General features: G+C 67.3%; 12 protein-coding genes. 11 read left to right on the top strand and 1 reads right to left on the bottom strand.

Annotated features, from left to right (window positions below; translation table 11 throughout):
- Positions 1–42: 42 nt before the first annotated feature.
- Positions 43–585, bottom strand: a complete 543-nt coding sequence (locus tag VD964_RS20315) for a 4Fe-4S dicluster domain-containing protein (RefSeq protein WP_324870324.1) — start codon at positions 583–585, stop codon at positions 43–45.
- Positions 586–1,131: 546 nt separating this feature from the next.
- Between VD964_RS20315 and VD964_RS20310 the strand changes: the two genes are divergently transcribed.
- The 11 genes from VD964_RS20310 to hycI are packed head-to-tail and all read left to right on the top strand — an operon-like array spanning position 1,132 to position 12,486.
- Positions 1,132–1,725, top strand: a complete 594-nt coding sequence (locus VD964_RS20310; RefSeq protein WP_108547630.1) for a 4Fe-4S dicluster domain-containing protein — start codon at positions 1,132–1,134, stop codon at positions 1,723–1,725.
- On the top strand, positions 1,722–3,749 hold the full coding sequence (gene hyfB, locus VD964_RS20305; RefSeq protein ID WP_324870323.1) for a hydrogenase 4 subunit B: 2,028 nt from the start codon (positions 1,722–1,724) through the stop codon (positions 3,747–3,749). The genes VD964_RS20310 and hyfB overlap by 4 nt, the downstream gene beginning before the upstream one ends.
- A 12-nt stretch (positions 3,750–3,761) precedes the next feature.
- The gene (locus VD964_RS20300; protein WP_324870322.1) at positions 3,762–4,700 is read left to right on the top strand and encodes a respiratory chain complex I subunit 1 family protein; all 939 of its coding nucleotides are present in this window, start codon (positions 3,762–3,764) and stop codon (positions 4,698–4,700) included.
- A 19-nt stretch (positions 4,701–4,719) separates the two neighbouring features.
- Entirely contained in the window at positions 4,720–6,183 is a 1,464-nt protein-coding gene (locus VD964_RS20295; RefSeq protein ID WP_324870321.1) for a hydrogenase 4 subunit D, read from the top strand.
- Between the two features lie 14 nt (positions 6,184–6,197).
- Complete coding sequence (gene hyfE / locus VD964_RS20290) at positions 6,198–6,851, top strand: hydrogenase 4 membrane subunit (RefSeq protein ID WP_324870320.1); 654 nt, start codon at positions 6,198–6,200, stop codon at positions 6,849–6,851.
- Positions 6,852–6,856: 5 nt separating this feature from the next.
- A complete protein-coding gene (locus tag VD964_RS20285; protein ID WP_324870319.1) occupies positions 6,857–8,482 on the top strand; it encodes a hydrogenase 4 subunit F in 1,626 nt (541 codons plus the stop codon).
- A complete protein-coding gene (locus VD964_RS20280; RefSeq protein ID WP_324870318.1) occupies positions 8,479–10,194 on the top strand; it encodes a hydrogenase large subunit in 1,716 nt (571 codons plus the stop codon). Before VD964_RS20285 ends, VD964_RS20280 begins: the two co-directional genes overlap by 4 nt.
- 12 nt (positions 10,195–10,206) lie before the next feature.
- Positions 10,207–10,767 (top strand): formate hydrogenlyase complex iron-sulfur subunit, encoded by a 561-nt coding sequence (locus tag VD964_RS20275; protein ID WP_324870317.1) that lies wholly within the window; start codon positions 10,207–10,209, stop codon positions 10,765–10,767.
- Positions 10,764–11,567, top strand: a complete 804-nt coding sequence (locus VD964_RS20270) for an NADH-quinone oxidoreductase subunit B family protein (protein ID WP_324870316.1) — start codon at positions 10,764–10,766, stop codon at positions 11,565–11,567. The genes VD964_RS20275 and VD964_RS20270 overlap by 4 nt, the downstream gene beginning before the upstream one ends.
- On the top strand, positions 11,564–12,031 hold the full coding sequence (locus VD964_RS20265; RefSeq protein WP_324870315.1) for a formate hydrogenlyase maturation HycH family protein: 468 nt from the start codon (positions 11,564–11,566) through the stop codon (positions 12,029–12,031). Before VD964_RS20270 ends, VD964_RS20265 begins: the two co-directional genes overlap by 4 nt.
- Positions 12,028–12,486 carry a hydrogenase maturation peptidase HycI gene (gene hycI / locus VD964_RS20260; protein ID WP_324870314.1) on the top strand — a complete coding sequence of 153 codons (459 nt, stop codon included), beginning with the start codon at positions 12,028–12,030 and terminating at the stop codon, positions 12,484–12,486. Before VD964_RS20265 ends, hycI begins: the two co-directional genes overlap by 4 nt.
- Positions 12,487–12,514 lie beyond the last annotated feature (28 nt).

The following is a 12,514-nucleotide window of genomic DNA, read 5'->3' as shown; positions in this document are numbered from 1 at the left end:
CTCGATTGTGCCGGCTGTGCATCAGCCGCAGTGATGGGAGGGTCAGGCCGCGACTTCGGCGGCTTCCAGTGCGGCGCGCTCGCGCCGGCGGCGCAGGGTCTCGTCCATCGCGTTCCGGTCCATCAGCGTCAGGGCGCTGGTGGGGCAGACCGACACGCAGGCCGGGCCGGCGGCGCGGTCGACGCACAGGTCGCATTTGTGCGCCTGCGCCTTGACGCCCAGGCTGAGCGTCATGCCGGCGAACTGCCGGACCGCCGGGATGGTCACCACGTCCATGGCGCCGAAGGGGCAGGCCAGCACGCAGTTCTTGCAGCCCAGGCAGCGCTCCTGCTCCACCTGCACGCTGTGCTGGCGATAGACGATGGCGTTGTTGGGGCAGGCGTTGACGCAGGGCGCGTCTTCGCAGTGGCGGCACATCACGGCGGTGCTGACGTCGGCCGTCTTCACCATGCGGATGCGCGGCTTGAAGGTCTCCGGCGCCAGCCCTTCGACGCCGGCACCATCGGAATGGGCAAGCGCACAGGCGACCTCGCATGTGCGGCAACCGATGCACTTGCTTGGGTTGGCAGTGACGAATCTGTTCATTCCCGTCGTCCTTGTTTGCAGCCGGAGGGGGCCGTCGGACGGCTCCGCCCCGGCATCGCTTCACTGTTCCCTGGCGTTTACGCGCCGGTTCACCCCGATGGGCACCGGTGGCTTCACGTCCGATCGAAATCGCTTATCGCCCGATCTTTAAAAGTAATCGATGCCGATAAGCCGATCCTATCGAGTATCTTCTCTTTCTTATCGGAGTTTCCGGGGAGGCCTTCGGCAGTTAAATTGCCTAATGACTTCCTGTCTTCGTGACGCGCACCTTATACCCACTTTTTTTATGTGTCTAGTTGACATCGCGCAACTGAGGGGAATAGCGTAGCGAAGTCGATGACGGTCCCCGCTGAGACAGTCATTTGACAAAGATTCGCAACAGCTGGCTCTCCTTCTGCCGCACCGCATGTGAAAACAGGCGGCCGCGGGGGCGTGCGCGAGCCAATACTGTCCTCTTATTGGCCGATCAGGATTTTTTATCGGGAGTCTTCCCAATCCCGATCAGGCCGAGTCGACGCACCCGCCCGGGAAGCCGGAGGTCTGAACATGAATCGCTTCGTTATCGCGGAACCGAGAAAATGCATCGGGTGCAACACCTGCATGGCGGCCTGCACCGAGGCACATAAAAAACAGGGGCTGCAGGCGCATCCCCGGCTGACCGTCATGCGGATCGGCGACGACACCGGCCCCGTCCTCTGCCACCAGTGCGAGGACGCGCCCTGCGCCCGCGTCTGTCCGGTCAACGCCATCACCCATGCCGCCGACGCCATCCTGCTGGATGAGCAGGCCTGCATCGGCTGCAAGATGTGCGCGCTGGCCTGTCCGTTCGGCGCCATCACGCCCAGCGGTACCGGCATCGCCGGGGTCGCCGGCATCGCCACCGCAACGCCCAGCCATTCGGCGGCTCTCGATCCACTGCTGGCCTGGGACATCGGCGTGCGCAGCGTAGCGGTGAAATGCGACCTCTGCGCCTTTTCCGGCGACGGGCCGGCCTGCGTGCGCGTGTGCCCGACCGCCGCCCTTTACGCGGCAGACGCCGACGCCACCCGCCAGGCTGCCGCCGTCAAGCGCACGCTGGCCGCAGCGGCACCGGTCAGTCCTGAAACGCCGCTCGCCTCGCTGGAGGGGCTGGACCCATGATTCCACTCTCCCTGCTCATCATGTCGCTGCTGCTGTCCTGCGGCGGCGCCATCCTCTGCCTCCTCCTGAAGCATCGGGAGGGGGACATCCGTCTTGGCGGCAGCGGCGTCGGCATCGCCGCGGCGCTGGCCGGGCTCGGCGCTGGGCTGACGGCCATCGCCGCCGGGCAACCGGCCGTGCTCGACGCCGCCGGCCCCTACCCCTTCGCTCATTTCGTCCTGCGGCTCGACCCGCTGGCCGGCCTGATGATCGCGGTCATCTCGCTGCTGTCGCTGGTCGCCTGGATCTACGGCTTCGCCTATGTGCGCGAGTATGCCGGGCGCGGCATCGGGGCGATGGGCTTCTTCATGAACGCCTTCATCGCGTCGATGATGCTGGTGGTGGCGGCCGACAACGCCTTCTGGTTCCTCATCTTCTTCGAGATGATGTCGCTGGCCTCCTATTTCCTGGTCATCTTCGACCAGGACGACGAGGCGGTGGGCGCCGGCTTCCTCTATTTCCTGGTCGCCCATGGCGGTTCGGTGCTGATCATGGCCGCCTTCTTCCTGATGGCGAACCAGGCCGGCAGCTTCGATTTTGCCGCCTTCCGCGCCCATCCGCTGCCGGCCCCGCTGGACAGCGTCGCCTTCCTGCTGGCCTTCATCGGCTTCGGCGCCAAGGCCGGCATGATCCCGCTGCACATCTGGCTGCCGCGCGCCCATCCGGCCGCCCCGTCGCACGCCTCGGCGCTGATGTCGGGCGTGATGATCAAGATCGGCGTCTTCGGCATCGTCAAGGTCGGCATCGACCTGCTGGGCGCCAGCGCCGGGCCGGCGATGCTGGGCTGGGGCCTGCTGGTGCTCGCCTTCGGCGCCGTGTCCTCGGTGCTGGGCGTCGTCTATGCCCTGGCCGAGCACGACATCAAAAAGCTGCTCGCCTACCACTCGGTCGAGAATATCGGGATCATCCTGCTCGGCGTCGGCACCGGCATGATCGGCATGGCGCTGCACCAGCCGGTGCTGGCGGTGCTGGGGCTGATGGCCGGGCTCTATCACCTGCTGAATCACGCTGTGTTCAAGGGGCTGCTGTTCCTGGGCGCCGGCTCCGCCATCTTCCGCATGCATACCAAGGATATGGAGGAGATGGGCGGGCTGGCTCGCAACATGCCCTGGACCGCCCTGTCCTTCCTGGTCGGCGCCCTGGCCATCTCGGCGATCCCGCCGCTGAACGGCTTCGTGTCGGAATGGTACACCTATCAGGCGCTGTTCGCTGCGGCGCTGGACGGCACCCCGCTGGTGAAGTTCGCCGCCCCCATCGCCGCCGTCATGCTGGCGCTGACCGGCGCGCTGGCGGTGATGTGCTTCGTCAAGGCCTACGGCATCATGTTCGCCGGCGCGCCGCGCAGCCACCATGCGGAGGAGGCGCGCGAGGCGCCGGCCGCGATGATCGCCGGCATGGCGGTGTTGGCCGTCGCCTGCGTGGCGCTCGGCCTGCTGGCTCCGCTGGTGGCGCCGGTGATGGGCCGCATCGCGGCGGCGACCATCGGCACCGCTCCGGTGACGCTGGCGGTCGGCACCACCCTGCTGCCGGGCGACGCTCAGCAGGCGACGCTGTCCACCCCGCTGATCGCCATCCTGCTGATCGCCATGGCCTTCCTGCCGATCGCGCTGAAGGCTGCCTTTGCGGCCAAGCGCGGCGGCGACCGCAAGGTGGCGGCCCCCTGGGCGGCCGGCTATCTGCCGGACCATCACATGCCCGCCACCGCCGGCAGCTTCGCCCAGCCGATCCGCATGTTCTTCGCCCCGCTCTACACCATGCGCCGCTCGATCTCCGGACGCTGGATCGGCGTCGCCCATGGCTTCGAGCGGGTGGTCACGCTGGCACGGCGCACCGAACCGCTGGCAGACCGGAGCGTCATCGCCCCGATCACCGGTGCGGTCGATGCCAGCGGCAAGTGGCTGCAGGTCATCCAAGCCGGCGATTTCCGGATCTACTGCCTCTACATCGTCGCGGCGCTGATCGCGCTGCTGGCGCTGGCCGTCTGACGGGAGGACGCCATGCTGACCTTCTCACACCTGATCCTGGCACTGTTCCAGGCGCTCCTCCTGCTGGCCGCGGCCCCCCTGATTTCCGGCCTGTCGCGCATGGTCCGGGCGAAGCTGCACACCCGCCACGGGCCGGGGCTGCTGCAGGACTATCGCGACATCGCCAAGCTGCTGACCCGCCAGGACCTGACCCCGCCCAACAGCGGCTTCGCCTTCCGCGCAATGCCGGCGGTGATGCTGACGACGGTGCTGGTCATCGCCATGGGCATCCCGATGCTGACCCGCTTCACGCCGGTGGCACCCATCGGCGACCTGATCACGGTCATCTACCTGTTCGCACTGGCCCGCTTCTTCTTCTCGCTGTCCGGCATCGACAGCGGCAGCTCCTTCTCCGGCATCGGCGGCAGCCGCGAGCTGACCATGGGCGTGCTGGTGGAGCCGGTGATGATGCTGTCGCTGTTCGTCGCGGCGCTGCTGGCCGGTTCGACCAACCTCGGCGCCATCGGCACCGCCATCGCCGACGGCCATGTCCAGTCGGTCACCGCGACCATCGTGGCCGCCCTGTCCTTCGCCTACGCCATCTACATCGAGCTGGGCAAGCTGCCCTACGACATGGCGGAAGCGGAGCAGGAACTGCAGGAAGGCCCGCTGACCGAATATTCCGGCCCGTCGCTGGCGCTGATCAAGTGGGCGATGTCGCTGAAGCAGGCGGTCGTCGTCGCCTGGTTCATCGGCGTCTTCCTGCCCTTCGGCAGCGCGCCCGAGATGACTTTCTTCGGGCTGCTGTTCGGGCTGGTCGCCTTCGCCATCAAGCTGGTCCTGATCTTCGCCGCCGTCGGCGTGGTCGAGAACAGCGTCGCGCGCGTCCGCTTCCGCCTGACCCCCCAGCACAGCTGGGTCGGGGTCGGCGCCGCCTCGCTCGCCTTCGTCTTCTATCTGGTCGGCCTGTGAGCCGGCGAGGGGCAGCATCATGATAACACTCCCCACGGAACCGCTCGGGCTGTTGGCGCTGGCCGCCATCCTCGTCCCCTTCGGCGGTGCGGCGGCGATCGCGGCATCGGAACGGGCATCGGCCAAATGGCTGTGCCAGGGCTTCGCCGCCGCCACCGTCGCGGTGATCGCCATCCTCGCCATGTCGCTGCTCGGCGACGGCAGGATCGGCGGCACCTATGAGCTGATTTCCTTCGGATCGGTCTCGATCCTCGGGCTGGTGGTGGACAGCGTCAGCGTGCTGATCGCGCTGGCGGTGATCTCCATCGGCCTGCTGGTGGCGGTCTATTCCGCCGCCTACCTGAACGCCGGCAACCGCGAGCATCCCGACATCGGCCGGCGGCGCTTCTACGCCTTCCTGCTGGTGTTCATCGGCGCCATGACCGGTCTGGTCTTCAGCTCCACCGTCGTCGGTCAGCTCGCCTTCTTCGAGTTGACGGGCGCCTGCTCCTGGGCGCTGATCGGCTACTACGAGTCGCCCAAGGCGCTGCGGTCGGCGGCCAAGGCGCTGCTGGTCACCCATGTCGCTTCGCTCGGCCTCTATGTCGCGGCGGCGCTGCTGTTCCTGTCGACCGGCACCTTCGCGCTCACCGCCATCGCCGATCTGGCGCCGGGGATGAAGGCGGTCGTGCTGCTGGCGATCCTGTTCGCGGCCTGGGGCAAGTCGGCCCAGCTGCCCTTCCACATGTGGCTGCCCGACGCCATGGAGGCCCCGACCCCGGTCAGCGCCTACCTGCATGCGGCGTCCATGGTAAAGGTCGGCGTCTACATCTTCGCCCGCGGGCTGATGTCGTCGGGGGGCGCGCCGGAGATCGTCGGCTGGGTCGGGTCGATCATGGCGGTGCTGACGCTGGTCTACGGCTTCTTCATGTATCTGCCGCAGGTCGACCTGAAGCGCCTGCTGGCCTATTCGACCATCACGCAGCTCGCCTACATCCTGCTGGCGCTGTCGCTGTCGGTCTTCGGTTCCGACCTCGCCTTCAAGGGCGCCATCGCGCACATCTTCAACCACGCCTTCGCCAAGACGCTGTTCTTCCTGGTCGCCGGTGCGCTCAGCTACACCGCAGGCACCCGGCTGCTGCCGTCGCTGCGCGGCATCGTCACCAAATCGCCGCTGCTGGGCGTCGCCTTCGTCTGCGCCGCCCTGGCGATCACCGGCGTGCCGCCCTTCAACGGCTTCTTCAGCAAGTTCGCCATCTTCGCCGGCGGGTTCGAAGTCGGGGCGCAGCATTGGGCGCTGATGCTGCTGGTCGTCATCGCGCTGGCGGAGTCGGTCGGCTCCTTCGCCTGGTTCCTGAAATGGCTGGGCCATTCGGTGCCCGGCAAGCCGTCCACCACCATGGCCGCGGCGGCACCGCTGCCGGCCGGCATGAAGTTCGTGCTGGTGGCCCTGGTGGCGATGACGGTGGTCTCAAGCTCCATCGCCGCCTCGTGGCTCGGCTGAGGGAGGGAACGGTCATGAACGGATTTCTCATCGTCAACGGCCTGTCGGGCCTGCTGATCGTCAGCTCCCTTCTGGTCACGCTCGCCGGCAATCCGGCCAACTCCGCCCGCTTCTACGCGCTGCAGAGCTTCATCCTGGTGATGCTGTTCGTGGCGCTGGCGGGGACCACCGGGTCGGGCGAGCTGTATCTCTGGTCCTTCACCGCGCTGCTGACCAAGGTGATCCTGGTCCCGGCCATCATGTACCGCGCCTTCCGCAAGCTCAGCGACCCGGCCATCGGATCGGGTGCGGTGATGCCGACGGCGCTGTCCATCGTCGGGGCTGCGGCCGTGGTCATCCTGTGCTTCGGCGTGGCGTCCAAGGTGACGCTGCCGGCGGCCGACGCGATCAAGCCGGCGCTGGCGGTGTCGCTCGCCCTGTTCTTCATCGGGCTCGCCTGCATCGTGGCGCAGCGGAACATCCTGAAGCAGGTGTTCGGCTATTGCCTGATGGAGAACGGGTCGCACCTGACCCTGGCCCTGCTGGCCCCCAACGCCCCTGAACTGGTGGAGATCGGCATCGCCACCGACGCCATCTTCGCGGTGGTGGTGATGGCGGCGCTGGGATCGCGGATCTTCGACACGCTGCACACGCTCGACGCGCGCCAGCTCACGAGCCTGAAGGGATGACCGCCATGGTACCCTCGATCCTTCCCCCACTTCTGCTGATCGGTCCGCTGGCGGTGGCGCTGTTCCTGCTGACCCTGCCCCGGTTCCAGGAGTCGCTACCCGAGGCGTTGGCGACCGACCAGGGCAGCGTGGCGCTGCTGGAGCGCATCCATCTGGGCTCCATCGCCTACGTCTTCCTGCTGAGCGTCGCGGCGCTGATCCAAGTGCTGTCGAGCGGCGCCATCGCCGCCTTCGGCGACTGGCTGTTCGTCGATGCGCTCGGCGCCGTCTTCATGATGCTGATCGGCGTGGTCGGGCTGCTGACCGGGCTCTATTCCATCGCCTATATCCGGCACGACCTCGAAGCCGGCATGATCGACGCCGGCAAGGTTCGCATCTATTACGGCTTCTTCAGCCTGTTCCTGTTCACCATGCTGCTGGCGGTCACCGCCAACAACATCATCATGATGTGGGCGGCAATCGAGGCCACGACGCTCGGCTCCGCCTTCCTCGTCGGGCTGTACGGCCAGAAATCCTCGCTGGAAGCCGCCTGGAAATACGTCATCATCTGCACGGTCGGCGTCGCCTTCGGCCTCTACGGCACGGTGCTGGTCTTCTCCAACGCCGCCGACGTGCTGGCCGACCCGCATCAGGCGGTGCTGTGGACGGCCCTGGTAGGCCATGCCGCCGAGCTGGACCCGATGCTGGTCAAGCTGGCCTTCGTCTTCGCCCTGATCGGCTTCGGCACCAAGGCCGGCATCTTCCCGATGCATGCCTGGCTGCCCGACGCCCATTCCGAGGCGCCGAGCCCGGTGTCGGGCCTGCTGTCGGGCGTGCTGCTGAAATGCGCGCTGCTGATCGTCATCCGCTTCTACGTCATCACCGTCGGCACGGTCGGCGTCGGCTTCCCGCAGATGCTGCTGCTGACGCTGGGCGTCCTGTCGGTCGGCGTCTCGTCGCTGCTGTTCTTCGTGCAGCAGGATCTGAAGCGCAAGCTGGCCTATTCCAGCATCGAGAATGTCGGGCTTATCGTCGTGGCGCTCGGCGTCGGCGGGCCGCTGGGCATCGCAGCCGCGCTGCTGCACGCCATCAACCACAGCGTCACCAAGGCCCTGTTCTTCTGCAGCGCCGGCAATGTCCTGATGAAGTACGGCACCCGCGACCTGCGGGCGGTGAAGGGCGTGCTGCGGGTGGCGCCGGCCACCGGCCTGCTGATGATGGGCTGCGCCCTGGCGCTGGCCGGCTTCCCGCCCTTCAACATCTTCGTCAGCGAATTCATGGTCTTCATGGCCGGGCTGAACGAAGGCTATGGCTGGGTGATGGCGCTGTGCGCGCTGTTCCTGTGCATCACCATCGCCGGTCTGGTGAAGATCGTCGCCGACAGCGTGCTGGGCAAGAGCCCGGAGACGATGGCCAAGGGTGATGTCGGCTGGAAGGCTCTGGCCCCGCTGGGTGTGCTGGCCGTGCTGGTGCTGACGCTGGGCTTCGCCGTGCCCCAGCCGCTGTCCAACCTCGTCCAGCAGGCAACCGCGGTGGTGATGAACGGCGACAGCCGCCCGGTGGTCGCCGCCCCCTGGCAAAAATACGACACGGTCCGCGCCGCTGGGCCGGTGGTGACCGGCAGCCTCTCGCAGACGGAGATTTCCAAATGAACCTCATTACTCCGGAACGGGTCGGGAGCGGCTATATCGCCTCCCTGCGCGAGAGCCTGCCCCATGCGATCCTGGATGAATCCTGGCAGACCGAGGCCCAGGTCACCATCACGGTCAAGACGCAATCGCTGCCCGATGTGGTCGCCAGCCTCTATTACGACCATGGCGGCTGGCTGTCGGTGGTCGTCGGCAACGACGAACGGCCGCTGAACGGCGCCTACGCCGTCTACTATGTCCTGTCCATGGAGGGCGGCGACAAGTGCCATGTGGTGGTGCGCTGCGAGGTGCCGGCCGATACGCTGGAATACCCCTCCGTCACCCCGCGGGTGCCTGCCTGCGTCTGGGGAGAGCGCGAGGTGCGCGACATGTTCGGCCTGCGCCCGGTCGGGCTGCCGGACGAACGCCGCCTCGTCCTGCCCGACGACTGGCCCGACGAACTCTATCCGCTGCGCAAGGACTCGATGGACTACCGGCTGCGCCCGGCCCCGACCAGCGACGACGAGACCTATCAGTTCATCAACGAGGCCAAGCAGGAGACCCGCGTCGTCCCGCTGGGGCCGCTGCACATCACCTCCGACGAGCCCGGCCATTTCCGCCTGTTCGTCGACGGCGAGGACATCATCGACGCCGATTACCGCATGTTCTACGTCCACCGCGGCATGGAAAAGGTGGCCGAGACGCGGATGGGCTACAATGACGTGACCTTCCTGGCCGACCGCGTCTGCGGCATCTGCGGCTACGCCCACAGCGTCGCATATGCGAACTCGGTGGAGAATGCGCTGGGCATCAAGGTGCCGCCGCGGGCGCAGGCCATCCGCTCCATCCTGCTGGAGACGGAGCGGATGCACAGCCATCTGCTGAACCTCGGCCTCGTCTGCCATTTCATCGGCTTCGACACCGGCTTCATGCAGTTCTTCCGCGTGCGCGAGAAGGCGATGACGCTGGCGGAGCTGCTGACCGGCGCCCGCAAGACCTATGCGCTGAACCTGATCGGCGGCGTCCGCCGCGACATCCTGGGCGACCAGCAGGCCAGGACCCGCGAACTGGTCGCCGAGCTGCGCGACGACGTGACCCGGCTGGTCGATGTGCTGCTGTCCACCGCCAACGTCAGCGGTCGCGTCAAGGGCGTCGGCAGGCTCGACCCGCAGATCGCCCGCGACTACAGCCCGGTCGGGCCGGTGGTGCGCGGCAGCGGCCATCGCCGCGACACCCGCGCCGACCATGCCTTCGGCGGCTACAAGCTGCTCGACATGCCGGTTCATGTGGAGCAGGGCTGCGACGTGCTGTCCCGCACGCTGGTGCGGGTGGCGGAGTTCTTCGACAGCCTGTGGATCATCGAACAGCTGCTGGACAAGGCGCCCGCCGGCCCGGTGCTGACCGAGGACTTCACCTATGTCCCGCACAAATTCGCGCTGGGCTTCACCGAGGCGCCGCGCGGCGAGGACATCCACTGGTCGATGACCGGCGACAACCAGAAGCTCTACCGCTGGCGCTGCCGCGCCTCGACCTACAACAACTGGCCGGTGCTGCGCTACATGCTGCGCGGCAATACGGTGTCGGATGCCCCGCTGATCGTGGGCAGCATCGACCCCTGCTATTCCTGCACCGACCGCGTGACCGTCGTCGACGTTCGCAAGAAGCGCTCCAAGACCATCGCCTACAAGGAGATGGAGCGCTACTGCCGCGAACGCACGGATTCACCGCTGAAGTAACGGGGGCGACCGATGCTCAAGCTACTCAAGGAAATCTTCCGCACGGGCGAGGCGACGGTCAAGTACCCCTTCGCTCCCATGCCGGTCTGCAAGGACTTCCGCGGCAAGCCGGAACACAGGGCGGAGGACTGCATCGCCTGCGCGGCCTGCACCGTCGCCTGCCCGGCCAATGCCATCCAGATGGAGACCGACACCGCGGCCGGCACCCGCACCTGGTCGATCAACTACGGGCGCTGCGTCTTCTGCGGCCGCTGCGAGGAGTCCTGCCCGACGGCCGCCATCCGCCTGTCCGACGATTTCGAGCTGGCAGTCGGCAGCAAGGCCGACCTGACGCGCAAGGCGGTGTTCTCGCTGGCCGAGTGCGCCTGCTGCGGCAAGGCCTTCGCCCCGGCCAAGGAGGTCGATTACGTCGCCCGCCTGCTGAGCCAGTCGGCCCGCAGCGCCGAGGAAGCGGACCGGCTGCGCCTGACCGTCTCGACCTGCCCGGCCTGCAAGCGCGCCCAGGACGTCCACCAGATCGCCCGCATGGGGATCGGCCGGCAGATGAATAAGGAACTGGAGACCACGCCATGAACGTCCCGGTGAACCCCAAGACCCTGGTGGCGGAGATGCCGCCGGTCTCCACCAGCGAACAGATCGCCACGATGAAGAAGGCGCTGCTGAAGAACATCCAGCGCTCCGCCTATGTCTATCGTGTCGATTGCGGCGGCTGCAACGGCTGCGAGATCGAGATCTTCTCGTCCATCACCCCCGTGTTCGACGCGGAGCGCTTCGGCATCAAGGTGGTGGCCTCGCCCCGCCATGCCGACATCCTGCTGTTCACCGGGGCGGTTACCCGTGCCATGCGGATGCCGGCGCTGCGTGCCTATGAGGCCGCCCCCGATCCGAAGATCGTCGTGTCCTACGGCGCTTGCGGCTGCACCGGCGGCATCTTCCACGACCTTTACTGCGTCTGGGGCGGCACCGACAACATCGTGCCGGTGGATGTCTACATCCCCGGCTGCCCGCCGACGCCGGCCGCGACCATCCACGGCTTCGCCGTGGCGCTGGGCCTGCTGGAGCAGAAGCTGAAGGCCGAGACCCATGTCGAGGCCGCCGGGGAGACGGCCGCCCTGCCCCACCCCGACATCCCCTATGCCTTGCGGGTCCGGCTGGAACGCGAGGCGCGGCGGATGGCCGGCTACCGCCAGGGTCGCGCCATCGCGGAGGAGTTCATGGCACTGCTGGAGGGGCATGCGCACATGCCGGGATCCTTCACCCTGTCCGAATGCATGATGGAGGCGATTGCCGAGGAGCGCGACCCGCGCCGCGCCGAGATCATCGGCCGGCTGGTCGATGTCGTGCAGCAGGCGATCCGGGGAGAGGCGGCATGAGCACCCCCGCACAGGCCGATCCCGGCTCCATTCCCGGCCTGCGCGCCGGCCGCGGCTTGGCGCCCGAGGTGGTGTTCTACCAGCTGAACGCCAAGGTTCTGGAGCGGAAGGAGGACATCCCGGAGGATGCCAGGCAGGTGGTCTATTATTCGCTGGCCATCGGGCATCACATCGGCGTGTTCGACTGCTTCAAGCCGGCCTTCCGCTGCACCACCGCGGTGTTCGACCGCGTTCTGGAAACGCTGAAGGACAATGAGGAGGCGCACCGCAAGCTGTCGGGCCTGCTGCGCTTCGGCGAGATCACCGTGGACAGCACCCACACCCGGCCGCTGATTGCGGCGATCGAGGCGGTGCTGCCGACCGCGCCGCCCGACGTGGCGGCATGGCTGGACCGGCTGCGCACGGCGCTGGACGCCATCCGGCGCGAACCCGCGATCTATCTGATGGGGAGACGGCTGTCATGACCGATGTCGTATTCACGGTTGGGAATGTCCTGCGCGGCGACGACGGGGCCGGCCCGCTGCTGGCCCAGTTGCTCGACGAGCAGCCCGCCCCCGGCTGGACCGTGGTGGACGGCGAGGATGTCCCGGAGAACCACACCCACCACATCCGCTCTCTGGCGCCGCAGCGGGTGCTGATCGTCGACGCCGCCGACATGGAACTGCCGCCGGGCGAGGTCCGCCTGATCGGGCAGGACAGCGTCGCCGAGCAGTTCATGGTCACCACCCACGCCATCCCGCTGAACTTCCTGATCGACAGCCTGCGGGAAACCGTGCCCGAGATCCTGTTCCTGGGCATCCAGCCGCAGGACACCAGCTTCTTCGCACCCGTGACCAGCACCGTCCGCCACTCCGTGGAGGCCGTGCACGACCGGCTCGTCCGCGGCGAGGGTTTCCAAGCCTACGAGACGGTGGGCTGAAACCAGTACCCCGGAGCGTCTGCCGCGT

The sequence above is a fragment of the Azospirillum sp. genome (assembly GCF_035628975.1).
Taxonomy (GTDB): domain Bacteria; phylum Pseudomonadota; class Alphaproteobacteria; order Azospirillales; family Azospirillaceae; genus Azospirillum.
This window is presented reverse-complemented; position numbering and strand designations above follow the sequence as displayed.